At 41.5% G+C, this 21,783-nt stretch carries 16 protein-coding genes and 2 pseudogenes; 1 reads left to right on the plus strand and 17 read right to left on the minus strand.

All coding sequences use genetic code 11. The features are described from left to right. Positions 1–17 precede the first annotated feature (17 nt). Positions 18–1,109: a hypothetical protein gene (locus DU002_RS18640; protein ID WP_114339968.1), complete on the minus strand. Its 1,092-nt coding sequence runs from the start codon at positions 1,107–1,109 to the stop codon at positions 18–20. Further along, positions 1,096–2,052: an AAC(3) family N-acetyltransferase gene (locus DU002_RS18645; RefSeq protein ID WP_114339969.1), complete on the minus strand. Its 957-nt coding sequence runs from the start codon at positions 2,050–2,052 to the stop codon at positions 1,096–1,098. The genes DU002_RS18640 and DU002_RS18645 overlap by 14 nt, the downstream gene beginning before the upstream one ends. A 408-nt stretch (positions 2,053–2,460) precedes the next feature. Here DU002_RS18645 and DU002_RS18650 point away from each other — a divergent pair. Continuing rightward, positions 2,461–3,501 (plus strand): annotated as a pseudogene (locus DU002_RS18650) (IS4 family transposase); the annotation flags it as partial. A gap of 597 nt (positions 3,502–4,098) precedes the next feature. On the opposite strand, the gene DU002_RS18655 reads toward DU002_RS18650, so the two are convergent. The 15 genes and pseudogenes from DU002_RS18655 to DU002_RS19655 all read right to left on the minus strand — a co-directional run bounded on the left by DU002_RS18655 (position 4,099) and on the right by DU002_RS19655 (position 21,516). Then, complete coding sequence (locus tag DU002_RS18655) at positions 4,099–5,157, minus strand: glycosyltransferase (RefSeq protein WP_114339971.1); 1,059 nt, start codon at positions 5,155–5,157, stop codon at positions 4,099–4,101. Between the two features lie 41 nt (positions 5,158–5,198). Further along, positions 5,199–5,420 (minus strand): annotated as a pseudogene (locus tag DU002_RS19650) (DapH/DapD/GlmU-related protein); the annotation flags it as partial. A gap of 238 nt (positions 5,421–5,658) precedes the next feature. After that, the gene (locus DU002_RS18665) at positions 5,659–6,906 is read right to left on the minus strand and encodes an O-antigen polymerase (RefSeq protein ID WP_114339973.1); all 1,248 of its coding nucleotides are present in this window, start codon (positions 6,904–6,906) and stop codon (positions 5,659–5,661) included. Next, on the minus strand, positions 6,903–7,946 hold the full coding sequence (locus DU002_RS18670; protein ID WP_114339974.1) for a glycosyltransferase: 1,044 nt from the start codon (positions 7,944–7,946) through the stop codon (positions 6,903–6,905). The genes DU002_RS18665 and DU002_RS18670 overlap by 4 nt, the downstream gene beginning before the upstream one ends. Then, positions 7,885–9,411, minus strand: a complete 1,527-nt coding sequence (locus DU002_RS18675; RefSeq protein ID WP_114339975.1) for a lipopolysaccharide biosynthesis protein — start codon at positions 9,409–9,411, stop codon at positions 7,885–7,887. Before DU002_RS18675 ends, DU002_RS18670 begins: the two co-directional genes overlap by 62 nt. Beyond that, positions 9,412–10,143, minus strand: coding sequence for a dTDP-4-amino-4,6-dideoxyglucose formyltransferase (locus DU002_RS18680; protein ID WP_114339976.1), 732 nt, complete (start codon positions 10,141–10,143; stop codon positions 9,412–9,414). After that, positions 10,140–11,228 (minus strand): DegT/DnrJ/EryC1/StrS aminotransferase family protein, encoded by a 1,089-nt coding sequence (locus DU002_RS18685; RefSeq protein ID WP_114339977.1) that lies wholly within the window; start codon positions 11,226–11,228, stop codon positions 10,140–10,142. Before DU002_RS18685 ends, DU002_RS18680 begins: the two co-directional genes overlap by 4 nt. A gap of 1 nt (position 11,229) precedes the next feature. Continuing rightward, positions 11,230–12,093 (minus strand): glucose-1-phosphate thymidylyltransferase RfbA, encoded by an 864-nt coding sequence (gene rfbA, locus DU002_RS18690; RefSeq protein WP_114339978.1) that lies wholly within the window; start codon positions 12,091–12,093, stop codon positions 11,230–11,232. A gap of 3 nt (positions 12,094–12,096) precedes the next feature. Beyond that, the gene (gene rfbB / locus DU002_RS18695) at positions 12,097–13,170 is read right to left on the minus strand and encodes a dTDP-glucose 4,6-dehydratase (protein ID WP_114339985.1); all 1,074 of its coding nucleotides are present in this window, start codon (positions 13,168–13,170) and stop codon (positions 12,097–12,099) included. 2 nt (positions 13,171–13,172) lie between these two features. Then, positions 13,173–14,447 (minus strand): UDP-N-acetyl-D-mannosamine dehydrogenase, encoded by a 1,275-nt coding sequence (wecC, locus tag DU002_RS18700; RefSeq protein ID WP_114339979.1) that lies wholly within the window; start codon positions 14,445–14,447, stop codon positions 13,173–13,175. Between the two features lie 53 nt (positions 14,448–14,500). Next, positions 14,501–15,616 carry a non-hydrolyzing UDP-N-acetylglucosamine 2-epimerase gene (gene wecB, locus DU002_RS18705; protein WP_114339980.1) on the minus strand — a complete coding sequence of 372 codons (1,116 nt, stop codon included), beginning with the start codon at positions 15,614–15,616 and terminating at the stop codon, positions 14,501–14,503. 227 nt (positions 15,617–15,843) lie between these two features. Continuing rightward, on the minus strand, positions 15,844–16,791 hold the full coding sequence (locus tag DU002_RS18710) for a Wzz/FepE/Etk N-terminal domain-containing protein (RefSeq protein ID WP_114339986.1): 948 nt from the start codon (positions 16,789–16,791) through the stop codon (positions 15,844–15,846). Positions 16,792–17,196: 405 nt separating this feature from the next. After that, positions 17,197–19,965 carry an SLBB domain-containing protein gene (locus tag DU002_RS18715; RefSeq protein ID WP_114339981.1) on the minus strand — a complete coding sequence of 923 codons (2,769 nt, stop codon included), beginning with the start codon at positions 19,963–19,965 and terminating at the stop codon, positions 17,197–17,199. 341 nt (positions 19,966–20,306) lie between these two features. Then, positions 20,307–20,816, minus strand: coding sequence for a transcription/translation regulatory transformer protein RfaH (gene rfaH / locus DU002_RS18720; RefSeq protein ID WP_147271902.1), 510 nt, complete (start codon positions 20,814–20,816; stop codon positions 20,307–20,309). A 358-nt stretch (positions 20,817–21,174) separates the two neighbouring features. After that, complete coding sequence (locus DU002_RS19655) at positions 21,175–21,516, minus strand: endonuclease domain-containing protein (protein ID WP_407642962.1); 342 nt, start codon at positions 21,514–21,516, stop codon at positions 21,175–21,177. Positions 21,517–21,783: the final 267 nt, after the last annotated feature.

A 21,783-nucleotide genomic window follows, 5' to 3' on the forward strand; every position in this document is an offset into this window, starting at 1 on the left:
TTAAAAATACTAAAAAATCATTCCGATAAATCGTAACACTCTGTTGATAAGTCATTAGACTTACTACCAACATTATACGCATACAACCTATTTGAATTATCACTGTTAGATGGAAACATAATTGTGCCAAATTGAAATAAACGATACGGCCAAACATCTTTATTTACAGAAGCCACAAGCTTAAAGTCAAAGTCTGACTTCCTAACGCTTAAAATATCTGACTTATTTTCAAGAATCCCTGATGCAGGCTTATTATCAAACAATTTTCTTAAAAAGCCTTTTCTCTTTTCTGATGGTTCAGTTGACGTTGAAAAAATATAAAAATCTTTTATCTCACACCCATAAATACATGAGCCATTAATATCAAATAACTTTTCAGAAACCCACTGTCCTTGCTTTTGGGTTAACAAACGAATACTGTTATTTTCCATCTGTGTATCTGTTGCATACAAAATCCCATTAGAAACAGGAAAAGCCACGCAAGATCTAAATTTTTGTTCTCCACCTAGAATTAACTCTACATCCTGAAAATCATTTCTTGCTTGGTAAATAGCAGCGGAGTGTTCAAAATCTCCAGTCAATATCCATATACATTCATTCGTGACATCAGGGATCAATGCATGAACGTGATTAATCTCCCCATTTTCAAATTTAAAAGGGCTTAACCACGCACCATCAATTTTCCTTTGAAATATTTTAATTGACTTTCGCTCATGATTTCCAAAATACTCACCAAAACAGATGGAATCAGAAAACCCAGGAATACCTTTGACTTCGCAAAATTTCAAAGGGCCACGGCCTTGAGTGAAAACAAGCTCTTCAGAAAGAAGCCTATGCTCCATATTATATCGGTAAATTTTTCGACCGTGTGTAAAGAAAAAATCATCTCCACTTGAAATTGCAGCCATAACGCCCAAGCGCTTCATCCTAAACCACAAAGGAAAAAACGAGAGTAACTTATTTAACTTTGACTCTTTAAAGCCAAATAAAAAACTCAACTTACCAGAAACAGTTTTAATATACACTCGATGTGATTTTGACAGCAATAGATTACCAGCCAGATCAAAACACAGAGGCTTAGTTCGGGCTATAACACTAACTAATTTCATTCTTCAACCAAAAATAAGGATAACCATTAGCATTATTTCTATTCAAAAATTCAATAAGATCTTTCGACTTAATAACTTCCACTGTAATCCCATCTATAATCGTTGTTTTCAAAAGCCCGGCTTTAATGAGGTCGCTGCAAAGTGTACGTTCTCCAAAGTGGAGGGCTCCCCAATGTGGAGCTCGCTCTCGTAGTGTTCTTTTTTCTTCAAAGTCGCGGTCCTTTATGACGAACGTCTTCTCTATGTACCAGTGTTTTATTGGCCATCTTTCGTCTAATATATCTTCAGCAACATGAATCATTGTTAAACTGTGAGTTAGGTCTGTTCCTAAACCTACAATTACAGCATCGTGCTCTACACAGCAATTCCATGAAGAATTAACACCACAAGCTAGAGGTGAATCTCCCGTTAAGTTCTCTCGCATCAATACTTCTGCTAGGGGACCCATAGCGACCATAGAATTTATAGGGTGCCTACTTCGGATTGATTTATCACGCTTATGAAGCAATAAAGGTAACACGCCAGTCTTTATCGATGACTTTTGAACGTCATATTCGTACACGGTATTATCTCTATTTTTAACAAGATAATCCTCAACTTTAACTGAATTTTTAAACTTTGGCATTGCGGGCATTGCAACAGTGCCTGTATCACCAACCATTTCAACTAACATATCGACTATTTGGTTTGCTGTTTTCCCTCTACCTTTAAAAGGTGAATAAGAAGAATGAACAACTAATAGCCCTCCTTCATCCACGCCATTCGATAAAAGAAAATTTTTTATTTTACAAAAGTCAACAGGAGTTAGCTCGTTTTGGCTGGCCCTACTCTTTTTCACCCTTTTTGACAACCAACTCACATTCTTCCAATAAATTCTCCTTGCGATCATTTCAATATGAGGTGAAAGAGAAAACATCTTTTTAATTAAACTATCATTTGCCATCTGGTTTCGCTCTAATAAAATTATAAGGTAATAAATTTTCAAGCTACCTATCAAGCCAGACGTAGCTGAAAATTCTGATTTACTCTATTTTATTTTTATATATTAAAAGAGTCTCTAAATCGATGACCATTTTCCAATGGTTAATACCACCGCCTCTGTGAGACCATTATGATGCGGTTCTCGCTTAGCCACTAAACAAGTTCCAGGGGCGTTGCCTAGGACTGGTTTACGATCTGACGAGCACCCATATAACTTTCTTCATAACTTAAACGCCAACCAACACCTCACTCTAGCGAATCCTCTCATAATCCCTAGGAAATTCATAAAAGTAGACGCGCAGTCCGTGGTTTGATCTAATTAATTTCGCCAAAAACAAGTCCTATCTCACCCTGCACGGAGGCAGTCGGGATGCGCAAAATTCAAATTCTACACCAAATGCTTGCACAACAGTGTCAGCAAATTCACAAAAAACGCCTGAGTTCCCTGATGGTTGCGACCCAGTCGCTACTCGATGGCGACAGCTTGTCATTGACCGAACTAGGAAGAAACATTGAGGGGCGTGTTGCGCCCAAGCACAACATTAAACGGATGGATCGCTTATTGGGCAATCATCATCTGAATAACGAACGATTGGCGGTATATCAGTGGCACGCGCGGCAGTTATGTGGTGCCAATCCCATGCCGGTTGTTTTGGTGGATTGGGCTGATGTGCGGGAGCAGTTACGAATGATGACATTGCGGGCTTCTGTCTCGGTGAAAGGACGCTCGATAACGCTGTATGAGCGCACTTTTGAGTTTAAGGATTATAACGCGCCCCGTAGTCATAACCTGTTCCTGAAAGAGCTCGCTTATGTGCTACCTAAAGCTTGTACACCGCTGATTGTCACTGATGCGGGTTATCGCAACACCTGGTTTCGGGAAGTAGCCGGTTGTGGTTGGTATTGGTTAGGCCGCTTACGTGGTAAGGTCTGTTATCAACTCGGTAAACAGTGGCAACTGACCAAAACCCTTTACGACTCAGCTAACAGCAAAGCCCGCTATATCGGGGCGGTACAGATAGCAAGAAAGAAACCGATGCCTTGTCAGCTATACCTGTATAAATCCAAAGATAAGCGTTCTCGCCGCTCAGGTAACAATCACTCAGCCAAGAAGCTGTATCACCGCTCCGCCAAAGAGTCTTTGGTGCTGGCAACCAACTTACCGCCAGCGCTGTTTAAGGCTGTGCAAATCACCAAACTGTACGCCAAGCGGATGAAGATAGAAGAAACCTTCCGCGATTTAAAAAGCCCGAAATACGGCTTTAGCTTGCGCCATAGTCGCTCGCGCTGTCCGCGCCGTTACGATGTACTGCTGCTAATAGCCATGCTCGCAGAAATCATGCTTTGGTGGTTAGGCTTGGTGGCGCAACAGATTGGATGGCAACGCCACTTTCAGGCGAACACCATCAGATTCGGATCATTTACAATCAAGCGGGTAAAGTGCCGCTCCGACTAAAACTTTAGCATTTGCTACCAACGACCTTTGCTCGCTTAGTGACGCAGCAGCCCCTAAAGAGAAGCACGCCACCCATTAGGCCAACGACTAGTTAGATACACACTTAAAGTGCCGAAAAAAAAGACCATATGGTCCCTTGAGCATTAACTCCACTTCGGTGTGCTATAATTAAACAGCTCCCTGAGTAAGAATGATATTCATTCGAGCACCATTAGTGGATAACCTGTTCATTTATCCAACATGAGAGATGGACTCCTTTAAGCAACTCAGTACCATAATGAGAGGAATGGCATATCTTACACGAGTTCATTTTCGTACTTCACCAAACCCAAGGCATATTTGTAGGATATGACCTCCATAGCTAGAAAGGTTCTACTATATAGGAAAGAACACCGTAGATATTAAAGTCGTGTTACTTGATCTAGAAAGCTACATTCAGCGCATTTTATGAAGCTGTGAAAATCTATTATCAGTTAGATAATGAATTTTATTTTCATTGGCAATAAAGTGTAACTCACTTTGACCAGAGAGCAACACCAAAAAATTTAAAAATCAATAAAGAAGGGAATTATGTTTTTGAACAACACGAACAAGCTCTTCATAACTTACCAATCCTTCAGGAGTCTTTTGAATTAACAACTCACCAGAAAAGTGTTTATTTTCAATATAAAACTTTAGCTCTTTATATACTAATTCGAAATCATCGACAGCAACTAAATTAACTCCAGGATGTCGTTCACACACATCAGTAGCAACAACTTCGACACCACATTCTATGGCCTCAGCAACAACAAGCCCGAAACTATCAACTGTATTCATCCTAAGGTACAAGTCCATTTCTTTTAAAAGCGAATTAAATTCAATCCCAGACAAGTGAGAATGCAGATGAACAGAATCCATTTGAGCGGCCTTGCGTAGTATTTCTTCTCTTATACCATCCGAATCAAAACCATACAAACAAACATGCAATTCAAATATGATTCCTTCGTTTGCCAACCTTGAAAAAACAGAAAGTGTTTCAAGAATCCTGTATATTCTTGTTGGAAATCCAGAAACAAGTATTCTAGTAACGCCAACAGAATTTCCAATTTTTATATTACACTTAGTCTTCCGGCATGATGAAATATATGGCGTAACTCTATAGACGTTCTTCACTCCTACTCTACTAAAAAATTTACGCTGCCTATCAGACAGGGCTCCAATAAAATCGACTTTTCGCAAGGTCGTTCTCATAATTAGACGAGCAAAAGGATTACTTTGAAGGTATTTCTGCGATTGCTCCCCATTATGAAATATAGCTACCCAAGTTGAGCTAATTCTTTTTGGTAGAAAAAACAAGAATAACAAGGATCTTATTGAGGAGAAATTAAAAAAATAGATACCTTTATTAAAAAAATTAAAGAAAAAAATAGATGCCAATCTTTTCAGCCTATTACCAAGAATGAAGTGGGCTTTTACTCCCCTTGGAACTTCTTTTCCTTTGGCAGGGTAAAAATCTATAACTTCGATTCCTTCGCTTTTAAACTTGTTTGCAAAGTTAAAAGTAAAAGTGGTCACTCCACCGACTTCTTTAAACGCAGGGAATCGGCCAAAGAAAAAAATCTTACTCACTAAATTACACCACGCTTATTCAAAGTCGACTCATGCAAATTTATTTCTTCATTAGAAAATCTGCGCTTAATTATTCTACAAGGATTACCAGCAGCAATGCTATAAGCAGGGACATTCCTAGTTACAACCGATCCAGCACCTATAATAGCGCCGCGCCCAATTGTTACTCCAGATAGTATTATAGAGCCACCTCCGACCCATACATCTGGCTCAATACTGACATTTTTATCCTGATGATATATATCCTTATGGTTCTCATTCATCTTTTTACCTATTACATCAAAGATATGATTGCCTCCATAGATCTGAACTTTCGGACCAAACATTACATCATCTGCAATATCTATCCTGCCTCTATCTGAGCGAAACCATGCCTGAGGAGCAATAAAGACGTTATTTCCAAGACTAATTGTACCGTAAGAAAACTCAGATGAAAGAGGATCAAAAATCACATTTTTACCGCAATGGCTAAATTTTCTCTTCTTAATGAACATCACCGTTCTACGAAGTACTCGAAATATCACTTACACCTCTACGATCACTTTTTGAAAAACTAAACTTGTGCTTAATGCAGAAGATTATTATAGGAACTATCCAAAAATAACTATAATCAAGAGGACTAACATACATACCGATCGTTCCCATACTAATAAAATATAAATACAAAGAATAGCTAAAACGATCTCCTCTCATCGATTTTTTGTTTGTAACTCCTAGTATCGCTCCATATAAAACACTATATAAAAAAACTCCTACAAAGTTAAAATCTCGGTAAAAGGTAAAAAGATATGTTCCAAAAGCATTACCATAATTAACGCTACCTTGCCTACCAAGATTAATCGGAATGCTATTATTCATGACATTTTGGGTAGACGATGCGATATATTCAACGCCAAAGAAATTAACAAAATATGAAAATATAAAATCAAAACTCGCCAACATAGACAAACCAAAAGAATGCTCATGCAGCAAACTTCCATCTTCTTGATAATAAAAATCAAAAAATGCAAAACCAAGCGTATGATATGAAACTAGATAGTGAGAAAGCATCCCTCCAATATCATGACTACCAAATCTATTAAATGCTGCAGCAACGACTAATAAACATAAAAGAACCAATGGGATAAGGCTTCTTTTTCTAAAGTCTCTCAATATAGAAGTGAACACGCATGGATTAAATTGAGAGTGAAAAATAATAACGAACAACAGAATCATGGGGTAATTGACTTGAAAAAAATATGAAAAAAGCAAAAAAAATAGTATATTCAAAACCAACAAAAGCTTGAATTTTTTACCATCTGGGCTACTAAATATTAGTAACGTCACAGCTAGCATTATTGGATAAATAACTACCTTTAAGCCATAATCAATTAGTCCACTTCCTGATACAAGGGCTTCTGCACTACCTCCTCTCACCTTAAAAAAATAGTCACTAAAACTTGTACTGAAGGCACCAACGTAATAAAGAGATGAGATAATTGCTCCTAAAGAAATATAACTATAGCGGAACAAGCTATTATTAATGTGCTTATTATTTATGACAGATTGCAATCCAATTTCAACCTTTCGACGAACACCTATAAACTTTATAACAAAGAAGTAGCCTAACACAATCGAAAAAAAAGAAATCAAATATAATATAGTGACCTCCGTAGAAGGAGATTTTATCGGATTTATAGAACTGTAACTTAAAGTCAGCCACAAAACCCACCAAAAGCATAAGAAAAATAATCCAAAGTGTCTCATCATCTCTTATTAAAGTACCATTGAATCTTTTTAACTAACTCATACATTCTGATTACAACTTGAGGAGCAATTGGAATATCTTTAACTAGCGCTAGGAAATTATGATACTTTGAAATATACGTGTTATCTACGGGAACAATTTTTTTTCTAAAGTTAGCTTTATCACCTAACCTCAAATATGATAATGAAGCAAAGAAATTAAGAGCGTTGATTTTTTTTTCAATTCCCTTTCGATTGTAAGGAAAGTCCTCTTGCATACGCCGTATTGCAATAATCATCCTTTCTGAATACGCTATTTTTCCTTTAGGCGCTGTGCGCTTCATTTTATCAGTCCAAGATCCAAAGGATTCAATTCTATAAGCAGAAAGAATCTCTGGTGAGTACATTCCTCCAGTTTTCCTTGCTGCATATAGCTCAATAAAAACATCACCTATTGGTGCATCATCAAACCAGCTAGGCAATAATTTCACCTCAGACGAACTTATAAAGTACGAACTTGTAGGTGCAAATTGCCCCGGGTAAGAAAGGATATCGTTGCAATCAAAAAATAGCTCCTTCTCAGCACCAAAAAAACGCCTTTTGTTTTGCTTTATCTTTAGGGAGTTACTGTTTACAGAATGACAAGCGTGTATAAAGAAATTCACTTCACTGTTATTTTTAGCTAGTTCATATTGTAGCTGAATTTTTTTTTCATTAAGCCAAAAATCATCACCTTCACAAAGGGCAATGTAATCGCCAGACGAAGAAGAAAACACCTTTCTAAAATTACGGTTCATACCTAAGTTAACATCTGATTTCAATACAGTAATCAACTGCGGATAGTTCTCTTCAAACTCTTTCAATATGGGATATGTGCCATCAGTACTTTTGTCATCTCTAATGATAATCTCAAAATTAAAGTCAGTTTTCTGCGAAACTAGACTTTCCAAACATTCTCGAATGTAGGGCTCGTGGTTATACGTGATTACACAAATACTAACTTTAACGGGATTTCTTTCCACATGAATTCCTATTTCTTTTAAGCAAGATTTTAAAACGTGCATAAATAGCTACTGGGCCCCCAAAAAGAAGACAACCGAAAATAATGACAAAAAGCAAATTTTCAAGTCGACTGGAAAGCGAATATTTTGGCGCACATAATGAAATAAACGTAGCAAACAACATTATGGGAAATATCAATTTCAGCACATCACTAATCAACCATTTCAGGTGTAAATTAGGCTCTAATTTATGATGCACATAAGCCACCCAACATAAGAAAAATAGAGCATTCATACTTAGCCAGACATAACCGGCGCCTAACGAACCAAAGTTTACAGCCGCCAAAATGACACATGGAATTAAGATAACAACCAGACCTAAGTTGCCAATCAAGTGATAACGTAAATTACCCTTGGCATATTGAATATAATAAGAGAATGCAGAGATTGACAAAAATAGATTACCTGCTGCATATAATCTCAATATCGGGGCGGCTTGAGAGGCCAAATATTCGTCACCAGTCCACGCGATAAGTAACGGCTTCGCCGTTGCAATCAAAGTTATAGCAGTGGTCCCAGCAATTATTGAAACTAGTTTTGTTGCTTTCCGATATACCTTTATCATTTCAGTATGTTTATTTTCAGCATGTAATCGAGCCATTCTCGGCATGATTGCACTACTGATTGGCCCACCGATGACTATGATGCCATTAGCCACTAAAACAGCTAAAGTAAAGTAACCATAGTCTTCGAGAGATAAAATACCTGATAATACTAATTTGTCTGTTTGAGTGACAAACACCCAAACCGAGGCGGTAAATGCAATAGTAAGCGAGAATTTTAATGTCGGCTTTATTGGTTCAAACGACCAACCTATTTTTTCATTTAAATCTTTTTTTCTTGGCAGTAATTCTCTTGTTTTTAAAGCTAAGCCTGTATTTTCGAGCAGAGCAACACAAAACTGATGAACAAAAAACACGATCGGTGTGAACCCGTAATGCCACATACTAAAGAAAACACCCACAAACCTGAGCGTAGCAACAATTACGTTAAAACCACTTAACCAAACTAATTCTTCAGAACCTGACACCACTCCACGATATAGACCGGTAATCCAGCGAAGCGCTACGCTTATAGCCATTACTTGCACAGCAATAATAACATCTGAAATACTCAAGCTTTCTATATTAAGCCACTTTGTTGCCACTGACTCTGATAATAAAAATAGAACGCCACCACCTACTACAGCTATTGATAAAAAAATCATACTCAAAGCACGATATAGCTGACTGAATTCTAGTTTGGATAAGGCACCAGCACGATATCGAGCAGTTTCACGAGCAATAGTAGGAGTTAACCCTAGGTCTAAAACATTAAACCAAACTTGTAGCATCGCAAAGAAGCCAATTAAACCATATGCTTCGCTGCCCATATACTTTATATACATAGGAAGCAGCACTATACCTATAATTGTCACATATATTTGACTCACATAGTTACATACTATGTTTTTCTTAAGATTGACCACCTACAACACTTCTTTATTAAGAGATATTTTTATATAGATCTTTTCTGAATTTTCGTCTAAAAAATAGGCATTATTGAAGTCACCATGAGTTAATGCCCTTAATAAATCAATATGCTCTCCCAATGAGCCTTCTGAAGATAAATCCAGACTCCTCAACGCATTAAAATCCTCTATACTATTATAATTACCTTCAGTTTTTAGTTCTTCACAAGGATAATTCCCTGAGATCAAATCAAGTAGATGGTTAGATATTAGATATTTTTCCTCTGAGATGACATTTCTATATACATCTAATGACGTATCGTAAGAATTAACATCAACTTTTCGCTGGTAAATTACTGCACCATGATCAATTTCTGAATCCATTAAATGAATAGTACAACCAACTGGCTTACCATTTACTATTGAAAATACTTGTGGATACCAGCCCCTGTTATAAGGATTTAATCCAGGGTGAACGTTAATACATCGAATAGAGTCAACTAAATTTGGAGGGAATATTTGTTTACAATGAGCTGAAATAACCAAATCATACTTTTCAATTATTTTACTTACGGAGGAACAATCTTTCATGTCAACGAAGCTCATACCCAGTTCTATTAATTTTTTGGGGTTTTTGTTTATAGCGCTATAAGAATAGTTAAATGAGGCTGTATCATAGGGAATGCATTTAGCAACAGACTTAAAGTGCTCTACAAGCTCAAAATTATCAGATACAATTAGTACTTTCATTTTTTTAAAGCCTTTTTAACTACAGCTACAACTCTATTTACATCTTCAATGGTCATATAGAAATGTAGTGGCAAACATAGTATAGAATCAGTCAAAGCGTTACTATTTTCATTAGAGTGAACAAAATTTTCGCTGAAAACACGATCCAGTGATGGAGAAAAATAATGGCGGGATTGAATATTATTTTTCTTAAGAGTAGCCTCGACAAACTTACGTTCTTCATTACTAGACAATTTGATTGGCATATATGCACCATTCAAGCTTGATCGCGTATCCCAAGTAGGCATATCAACAATATCTCGTAGTCCATCACGATATATATTGATTAGGCGAGAGCGGCAAGCTAAAATGTCATCAATTTCATCAAGAAGAGTTAACCCTACGGCACACTGGTATTCATTAAGTTTGGCATTAATTCCTACCTCTCTTATTTTACCATCCTCTGAATTTATTCCAAAATTAATTAAACGCTTCGCTAACTGGTAGTCATTTCTATTTTTAAAAACTACGGCTCCGCCCTCTACCGTATGAAAAATTTTTGTTGCATGAAAACTTAACGTACTGGCATCACCAAAATTCAGTACAGACTTCCCCTCAATTTTCACACCAAAAGCATGAGCGGCATCGTAAATAATTCTTACATTTTTCTTTTTTGCAATATCTTCAAACTTGGCAACATCACAAGGATTTCCATACACATGGGTAGCTACAATTGTGTCTATTTCAGAATCAACATCTAACGCTTGCTGAGATTTTTCAGGACACAAATTATATGAATACCTTTCAACATCACTAAATGAAACGTCGACATCCTGCCATATTAACGAACTAGCGGTAGCTACAAAACTGAATGGAGTTGTTAGTGCTTTTTTTACATTAAGTACTTTATATGCGACCTGTAACGCAAGTGTGCCATTGGAAACAAGCAGTAAGTTTTCAACACCTAAGTACTCTTCTAACCTTTTAGTTAATTTCTGATGTAATGGGCCAAAATTAGTATACCAGCCATTTTCATGAACTTGTTTTAAGTAATTGGTAAGCTTTATTATATCTGGTTCTACAGGTTGGTTTAATTTAATATCCATCTCAATCCAATAAGCTCATTAAATACTGGCCATAACCATTTTTCAACATAGGTTTTGCGAGACTCTTTAGCTGCAATTCCGTTAACCAACCATTATTAAAGGAAATTTCTTCTAGACAAGCAATCTTGAATCCCTGTCTATGTTCAATTGTCTGTACAAATTGTCCCGCTTCTAATAGGGATTCATGTTTACCAGTATCAAGCCACGCAAAACCTCGACCTAACAACTCAACATTCAAATCTCCACGTTCTAAGTAGGTGTTATTCACACAAGTAATCTCTAATTCACCACGTACTGATGGCTTTATTAGTTTAGATATTTCAACCACATCATTATCATAGAAATACAAGCCTGTTACTGCATAATTTGACTTTGCTCGCACTGGTTTTTCTTCTATAGAAATTGCTTTTTTGTTTTTATCAAATTCGACCACACCAAAATGCTCAGGATCCTTAACTTGATAACCAAAAACCGTAGCGCCTTGTCTTTTGGTTGCGGCATTTATTAGCTTTGGGGAAAAGCCTTGCCCATAAAAAATATTATCACCTAGTGCTAAACACACATTATCATTACCGATAAACTCTTCACCAATAATAAAGGCTTGTGCTAAACCGTCTGGACTGGGCTGAATGGCATAGCTAAGATTGATACCAAAATCACTACCATCACCTAACAAACGAATAAAAGCAGCTTGGTCTTCGGGTCTTGTGATTATTAATATGTCCCTTATACCAGCCAACATAAGTACGGATATTGGATAGTAAATCATCGGCTTGTCATACACTGGAAGCAGCTGTTTAGATACACCTTTGGTAATCGGATAAAGGCGAGTACCGGAGCCGCCTGCAAGAACTATCCCTTTCATTTTTTATGCTCCAAGGCGCTCGCGTTGATAAGAACCATCTTGCACTCTTTTGCACCACTCCTGATTATTCAAGTACCACTCTACTGTTTTACGCAATCCACTTTCAAAGCTCTCGTCAGGAACCCAGCCCAGTTCACGCTGAATTTTAGAAGCATCAATAGCGTAGCGGACATCGTGGCCAGGGCGGTCGGTAACATAGGTTATCAGACTCTCAAAACCATCTGGATTCCCGCCTTCGCGGGAATAACGGCAAGAGGGAGCCAATTCTTCAAGCAGCGAACAGATGGTTTGCACTACCTCAATATTCTTCTGCTCGTTATGCCCACCTATGTTATAAGTTACCGCCACCTCGCCCTCGGTAACAACTTTGTAAAGAGCACGAGCATGATCTTCTACATACAACCAATCTCGAACCTGACTGCCATCTCCATACACAGGTAACGGCTTGCCTTCTAAGGCATTCAAGATCATGTGGGGGATTAATTTTTCAGGGAAATGATACGGGCCATAGTTGTTAGAACAGTTAGTAACAATCACCGGTAGGCCATAAGTGCGATGCCAAGCTCGAACAAGATGATCACTCGATGCTTTGGAAGCAGAGTATGGAGAGCTTGGCTCGTAATTGTTCTCTTCGGTGAAGAGAGCATCCGTACCATGCAAGTCACCATACACCTCATCGGTGCTAATGTGATGAAAACGGAAAGCGGCTTTGTGGTCGACATCGAGTGTATTCCAGTAGCTACGCGCCGCCTCTAACAAGGTAAAGGTGCCCATAATATTGGTCTGCATAAATTCAGCTGGGCCATCAATGGAACGATCAACATGAGACTCGGCCGCTAAATGCATAACCGCAGTCGGCTGATATTCTTCAAAAACCTCAGCCATAGCTAATGCATCACAAATATCTGCCTGAATAAAGTGATAACGTTCATGATCAGTAACTGACGCCAGAGATTCGACATTACCCGCATAGGTGAGTTTATCGACATTAACAACAGCGTCGTTTGTGTTTTCGATGATATGGCGTACAACAGCGCTACCGATAAAGCCCGCGCCACCAGTAACAAGAATTTTCACTTTCACCAGATCCCCTTTGTATCAATAATCACCAATGACTCAGGAACGTCACTGCAGCCTTTAAACTCAGCATGATCAACAAGCAACACAGCAATATCAGCCACTTCAAACGCTTCATCAACCGCCACTAACTGAGCATTTTCTGCCGCACGCTTTGGTAACTGTTCGATATTAGGCTCGACAAAATAGAGCGTTGCTGGGTGGCTAGCTGCAATGCTCATAGCAATGGCTAATGCAGGGCTTTCACGCAGATCATCAATATCTGGTTTAAACGCCAAACCAAAGCAAGCGATCTTCACATCTGCGGCTGTTTTAGTGGGATTGCACTGTAGAAATTCTGCTACCGCCAATTTTACTTTTTCAACCACCCACTCAGGCTTACTATCATTAACCTGACGAGCTGTATGGATCAGCTTTGCCAGCGCTGGCGTTTTAGACACGATAAACCACGGATCGACAGCAATGCAGTGGCCGCCAACGCCAGGACCGGGTTGCAGAATATTTACCCTTGGATGCCGATTAGCCAGTGCAATAAGCTCCCATACATCTATGTTCAGCGTGTCGCAAATAAGTGACAGTTCATTGGCAAAAGCAATGCTAACATCACGAGATGCATTCTCGGTAAGTTTGGCCATTTCTGCTGTACGGGCGTTGGTTATTACGCATTCACCCTGAACAAATGTTTTGTACAGCTCGACACTTCTCGCCGAACATTTTGCTGTCATGCCACCTATTACTCGGTCATTTTCTACCAACTCTCGAACTACATGCCCAGGTAATACCCGCTCTGGACAGTGCGCGACATTAATATCGGCATCTTCACCAGCTTGTTGTGGGAAAGTAAGATCTGAACGAGCTTCTGCCAACCATTCGGCCATCTGCTCCGTTGCGCCAACGGGTGAAGTTGATTCAAGGATAACCAGGTCACCTTTTTTAAGCACCGGTGCAATCGCATTAGCAGCTGATTCGATATATGCCAGATCAGGCTCAGGTACCTCACTTTCATTACATGGCTTGAACGGTGTTGGCACCGCAATCAAAAAGGCATCTGCGACCGCGGGCAAAGTAGTCGCAGTCAGGTACCCTTGGGTAACCGCAGCATGGACGATCATATCGAGTTCTGGCTCGACAATATGAATTTGCCCTTTGTTAATGGTGTTTACAGCATGCTGATTCACGTCAACACCGATTACTTTTTTCTTACGGGAGGCGAACATGGCCGCAGTCGGCAGACCAATGTAACCAAGACCAACTACTGATATAGTTTCAAAAGACATGGTTTTCCTTTAATTTACATTAAGCAGGTTCAACTTTCGTGCAGTAACAACGGTCAGTTAGCGAGCGTTTCAAGAATGCGTTTACAGGCAGATCCATCACCGTAAGGGTTGTGAGCAACACTCATTTTTGTGTATGCGCCTTCATCCGTTAACAGCGTTGTTAGTTCGGTAACTATTTGCCTTACATCGGTACCAACCAACTTTACCGTTCCTGCATCTACTGCTTCGGGCCTTTCTGTTGTTTCACGCATTACCAGAACCGGTTTGCCCAGCGATGGTGCTTCTTCCTGGATCCCTCCCGAGTCGGTCAGAATGACACTGGATCGATTCATTAAGTACACGAAGGGGAGATAATCCTGTGGTTCAATTAAAAACACGTTATCGAGACTCTTAAGCAGACGGTTTACAGGCTCCCGGACGTTAGGATTGAGATGAACAGGATAAACGAACTGTACAGATGGAAAGCGACTCGCCATGTAGGCTATGGCCTCACAGATACGTTCGAAACCGCCACCAAAGCTTTCACGCCTATGCCCAGTGATCAGCACCAGACGCTGAGTGGCATTCAAGAAATTAAACCTAGCACTTAGATTTGCTGCCAATTCTGTATCTGATTTCAATTTATCAACCACATCCAACAAAGCATCGATGACCGTATTACCGGTAACAACCACCTTAGATGCGTCTACATTTTCGTTAAGTAGATTTTTTCTTGAAGCATCGGTAGGCGCAAAGTGCAATTCGGCCAATGCACCTGTAAGCTTTCGATTACCCTCTTCTGGCCACGGCGAGTTGATGTTACCTGTCCTTAAACCTGCTTCTACATGGCCTACCTTTATCTGTTGATAATAAGATGCCAAAGTCGCTGATAACGTAGTGGCTGTGTCACCATGTACTAACACATAATCGGGGTTGAATTCTGCCAAAACTGGCTTCAAACCGTTTAAGATGCCACAAGTTACATCGGTAAGATCTTGGTTTGGTTTCATCAGGTTAAGATCGTAATCGGGAGTTATCTCAAAAAGCGCTAAGACCTGATCTAGCATTTCTCTATGCTGCGCAGTTACACATACTTTTGCATCAAAACGTTCGTCTTTAGCCAGAGCATGGACGAGAGGAGCCATTTTTATTGCTTCGGGTCTTGTTCCAAAGACGGTAAGTATTCTCATTGAGCGGTAACATCCTAATTTATAAACTTTAAACGATCAGATTAAACTTAAATATCAAAAGGTTAACCAAATAAAAACGGCCTCGTGCATTCCTTACGCAAAATTCGGGGAGGTGATTATTTTCGAAAGGATCAGGGTGAGCGGCGAGTCCAACGATATTGACTTTGATTTTGATTTTTAGGCTTTTTAAACCAACTTAGGCAGCTGATGTTTCAACATACCTAAGTTTAATCTTCAGCATCTTTACGCGAAAAATTCCTGATAAGTACAACCATCACCCCGAGCATGCCACCGAGCATCACGCCCAACACACAAATTAGCGCTCGTTTAGGCTTGGCCTTTTCTTCTGGAACAATTGCTGGGTCAACGGTCTTGAATACGTACTCTTCCCTGACTTCGGCGAGCATCACTGTTTTGGTCTGTTCTTCAATTAATTGGTAGAACACGGTTTGCATATCAGCCACTGAGGTCTTTTCCAGCTGTGCTTCCAGATATGCGATGCTGCGTTTAGCTTCATCGGTTTCTACGGTTTTGAGATGCTGATTAATATCTTTGACTAGAAGATCAACCCACTGCTTAGCAACGATGGGGGAGTGATGTTCAACGGACAGAGTGACAAACAATGTGGTTTCGTCTTGGACAACGTTTAATACCTCTTTTGAGAATACTTCATACGCTTCCCAAGCAGACGGTTTAGGCTTTTTAGGTGGTTCGACGTCCCGCAACCATGTTTTAGTTTTAACGTCATAGATTTCTGGATCGATGGCAAGCTCGCCGGACATTTTATTCCAGGATTTCGCAGCCATCAGCGGTACGAGCAAGCCATGACGTTCGATAAAGGATTGAATAAAAGCGCGGGATTTTAGGACTTTAATGGCCAGCCCTGTCTTATCTTCACCACCGCCGCCACCTAGGTTAACCCCTGCTAGGCTTGCTAACCCACCAAACTGCCCAGCCAAAGCGCGCAAGCCGCCGGCGCCGCCAGCACTTTCGGCGGGGGCGAGCAGTGCATCTGCTTTATAGATGTTGGGCTTGCTGATGGCGAATGCCACCGCGCCGACAGCAAAGATCGCCGTGATGGCGATGATTAGCAGTTTGCCGCGCCAAATGACGTTCCACAGTTCCCGCAGGTCTATTTCATCGTCTGCTGGTTGTTGCATGTAGGGCATCGGCATATAGCCTGGGTATTGGCCTGCATATGGCTGATTGTCGTTATTCAATGGTGCTGCACCTGATTGAAATGACGGCGACTGTTCTTGCCCGTTTGGAAGGGAAGTTGTCGCGGAAGAATGCGCAGGTGTTGTTTTGTTGCTTGGCATATAAATATCTGCTCAGTTTTATCTGCTGTTTATGTGCGTAGTAAATTAGTTTTTTGGGGAGGGAAAAAGCAAGCGCCCCCTCATCCTAGCCTTCTCCCACTAGGGGAGAAGGAACAAAAAGCATGAATCTTAGAAGCTGGGAGCAAAGCCCCCCTCATCTCAGCCTTCTCCCGCGAGGGGAGAAGGGGTTAGAACTAAAAGCAAACACCCCTCACCCCGGCCTTCTCCCACAAAGGGGAGAAGGAGAAAGAGCTAAACGCATTACAACGATGCTACGGCGGCTACGGCAACACCAGTCTGGTACAAGATCTGGGTGATGTTGGTCCAAAGCGTCAAGTTGTCCATGTACTCGACGTCTAATGGCACCACGATGGTGTCACCCGGTGCTAGTTGCATTGAACTGCTACCATTGAACCAGAATGATTTCTCAGGGATCATCACCGAACCGTTCGCCCGAATCACGTATATACGGTCATCATCCGCTTGCTTCTTCAAACCTCCGCTACGCGCGATATAGTCGTCTACGGTCAATCGGCCATCATACAAATGGGTAATAGGCAGCTGAACTTGCCCTAATACATTCAAAGAATTTCTAAACGCAGGCACCACCAACTCATCGCCCGGCTCTAAAGCAATATTGAATGCGCTATTCCCTTCCATCAATGCTGGAATATCAACCACCATACGGCCAACTGGTTCGATAGTCGTAATATCGTTCAGTAGCTGCTGAAGTTGATCATAGTCAACGAGCTGCCCTTGACCAGAGCCGCTACGCAAGCTCATTCCAGCTAACTCTGTTCTTAAATCTGATGCAATCTTGGTGAGGAATTTACTCTCCTGCTCTCGCACAGATGCACGAGTAAACACGCTACCATCGATGTGCGCATACTCGGTAAAGCCGCCTGCGCGCTTAATCACATCCATCATGGTCTCGCCGCGGCGGATCACATAGGTCCCAGGAAACACTACCTCACCGCGCAACACCACTTTCATCTCTTCCTGATAATCCGGAAGGTGGTGAATATTGATACGGTCTTTGCTCTGTAAAATATGATCCTGTGCATCATCGCCGCTAAGTGCTTGCTGCACATTAAATGACAGATGTTCAATACTGACTCTGAAATCGTTTTCAACGCGGTTACGTGCCAATTCTGCTGTTAGGGTGAATGCCGACTCACTTAAACCACCAGCGGCTGTCACTATGTCTGAAATACGGCCATTGGCGGGCAAAGGATAGACACCGGGATTTTTAACCGCGCCATCCACTTCAACTAGCTGTATCGGGGCCCCAGAGCGCCCTTGTGCCTGCAACTGATTAACGATAGGTAGGAGCAAGCGCTTGCGTGAATATTCATGGGCATCCTGATACGACAGCGTATTTCTATCCGCCTGCCCCGCCACCATCTGCTGTAGGCTTGATTCTTGGATCCCCATACTGGAAAGCTTGGTTTGGATCTCGTCTTCCAGCTCTTGCCCTTGCAAGCTGCCATCAACCCCCAAAAATGCCACCAGATATTCCCGCCAGAACTTGTTACTTTCAACGCGTTCTTCAAGTAACAACGAGCGGCGCTTTTGCAGTTGTTGGGGCGTTCCTGCAAGGTCTGACAGTGTCGTTGCTGCTGAGGACTTCCGCTCGTAACGGCTAAATAGCACGATGGTATCTCTGGAGGAGAGCAGATAGTCTTGCTCGCCAGCTTTGCCACTCAGCACATCGCCAGGGGAAAACTGCAGCACTTCGATATCACCGCGTACATTCAGTTCACGCACCACAAGGCCATAATCCAGATCCGCATAAGACATCAAGTCTGACGTACGGCTCTTTATCAGCGCTGATATACGCATGTTTTCACTCCAGGCGTAGAGGCCTGGGCGAGTCACTGCGCCCATCAAGGTAATTGAGCTGTCAAAGGATGAAGAGGCAGACAGCACACGAAGGAAGTCACCATCTTGCACCTTGCGCTTTAGATCGCTGTCATTGGTCAGATCAAGGTTATATGGCTTACGCAATTTAGAGCTGCCAATACGCTCTAAAACGCTCTGTCTAGGATAAGCACCGGATTTAAATCCACCTGCAACAGTAATTAAGTCGCCAATGGTTTCACTGCCTTTGATCTCGTATATCGCAGGGCGGCGCACTTCACCGTCAACGCTAACGGTATCCCCTACCGGCGGAATAAACACCACGTCACCAGACTGCAGACGCACATCACTGCTGGTATCACCTTTAGTCAATAGGTCATAAAGATCTAAGGTTGCGACTGTCTGACCTGCACGTTTGAGTTGGATATTACGCAAGGAGCCGATCTCATTGATGCCGCCATTGACAAACAACGCATGGGTCATGGTCGATAAAGCACTGACGGTATAGGCTCCGGGCTTGTGCGCTTCACCGAGCACAAATACTTGAATAGAGCGTAATTCACCTAAAGTGACATTCACGTTCACACCAATGGTTTGGCGCTTAACTTCCTCTTTAACGAACTTCTTTAATTCACTGTAAGTAAGACCGGCCACTTTTACTGGGCCTAATGAAGGAAAATCGATTGTTCCTTCGCGGGTCACACTGAATTCATGCTCGGCATCCTGCTTGCCATAAAGCTGGATATTAACCTTATCGCCAGGGCCGATAATATAATTACCCGGCACCAAGCTCATGTTCGCAGGGGCAAACGTCGAAGGACTACCAGCGAATAAGTCATAACCAAATGGCTTCAGCGTATCATCATCTTCTTCGTCAACAGCGGCACTGCTTTCCAACTCAACCGGCTCAATAGGATTGCCCTGCTCGTCAAACTGCGTACCTCGAGGGTAAACCAACGGCTGCTGCACTTGAGTTTGTACACTTCGTGAACCACCGTTGAGCTGATTTATATCAACACCATACTGCTTAGCCAACGCCTGTTGTTGTGCTTTAGGAAGGCGTTTGAACTGTTCTATCTGAGCCTGTGAGGGGCTTGCAGCGACAGTCGGAAATACAACGCAGCTAATGACAGCAAAAAGGAAAGTACTGAATATCTTACTTTTTATCATGGTTTAAGGCGTTCCAGCTCGACGAACTCGTCAATAGTATTGATATAGCAACGAAGCGCTAACTTCAGTTCCTTTGATTGATGAAAGTTTACTACAGCTTACTGAATATTGTTAAGGCCAAAGGTAGTTATTTCAGGCACGCTACCGCCCTTGGGTTACGGCCCCCAAATCGCCTTAACAAATTGAATTTTATATATTTAGGCCCACTATCCTGAGCAATTGCGCGCAACCAACTCATTGTGACCGCGCGCATTCTACAACAAACCCGTCGCCGTATACCAATCGATGTCAAATTATATGACAGTTGATTTATCGGCTAAGCGCATCAAGTTCTTACCATTTCATTGTTTCTGCAGATGAATATTCTCAACGGATACCCGTTGCTGTTTACCAAGCAGATCAATCAGCACAAATGCCCGTTGTTCACCATCTTCGAGCTGATACAGCGCATCCAACCCTTTCAAGCTGCCATCAGTGATAACCATTTTGTCGCCGGACTGCGGCGCGCTGGCATCGATCTGCGCAACCATTTCCCCGCAACGTTGTTTTATTTCATCAATTAACAGGTCTGGCACGCTCGACAAATGGTTACCAAAACGGACGACAGCACTGACTCCGCGTGTCGATTGGATCGTTGTTAGCGCAATGAGCTGAGGGTTGAAACGAGCGAAAATATAACCGGGGAAGAGTGCTTCAGAAACTACGGTGCGTTTACCGCGGGAGATTTTAGTTACGGTGATTTTAGGGAAATAGGCCTCAACGAGCTGCAACTCTAGGTTGTCAACAGCACGCTGCTCTTGCCGAGCTTTTACCTTTAGCAGAAACCAATTTTCCATCTGAACAGACGACAAACAAAACTCCTTGGCTTGCGGATCACTGCACCTGACAATAGAAAGCCGATGTAACTATAGGCGCTTTTGGAAAAAAATGAGCCGCTCTTCCCTGTTGCGCGGAGTTTAACAAGAGTTTTGACCGTGGTCGAGATGTTACACGCTTTGCTACTTAAGAATTTACCGAATTATCCCTGATATTTGATTTTGATAGCCGCTGCACTTGGTACTCACCCGGTAGCTGTAACTATTTTGTTCTGAAGAGTACGATTACCGAAAGTTAGCAAAGGGCATTAAAGTCACTTTACCCTTGTTGGAGAGAATTGAGGACGAAGGGCTCAGATGGAAGATAGGAGATAGGAAGATAGGAGGCAATAAGTTACATATCTAATTGCGCATTAATCACCTCTAGCACACCTTGTAAATTTTCGATCACCTCATTGTTCCAGAAACGTATCACATGAAAACCCAGCCTCTGTAAATAGGCTGTTCTGACCTCATCATAGTTGGCCTGCGATATATGCTGGCTTCCATCAAGCTCCACAATGAGGTGACGCTCTAGGCAAACGAAGTCCACAATGTAGCGGCCTAAAGGAACCTGACGACGAAATTTGCAACTTTGTAGTTGCCTTGCGCGAAGCTTTGACCAAAGTTGCTTTTCGACGTCAGTTTGGGCTTTTCTTAGTGCGCGAGCTTTTAAATGTAATGGTGAAGAGATGATTCCATCCTTGGAGTATTTCTAGCCGTCGTCTGAGTATAGCCGTTTGTAGCAGCGCTGATGGTTACAACTTCTCACACCGTAGCAGAAGTCGAAAACAAAGGAGTTAGCATAGAGCAAAGAGCAAAAGTCCCCTCACCCCGGCCCTTGTATCTGTCTCGGGTTACTGATTAGCTATCAGTAATCCACCAAGGCTCAGTGAGTATGTCCCTAACCCGAGTGCGTTGACACTGTGGGAGAGATGATGCCCTGAGTCTTTTTCTCTAACAC

Source organism: Corallincola holothuriorum, assembly GCF_003336225.1.
Classification (GTDB): Bacteria; Pseudomonadota; Gammaproteobacteria; order Enterobacterales; family Neiellaceae; genus Corallincola; species Corallincola holothuriorum.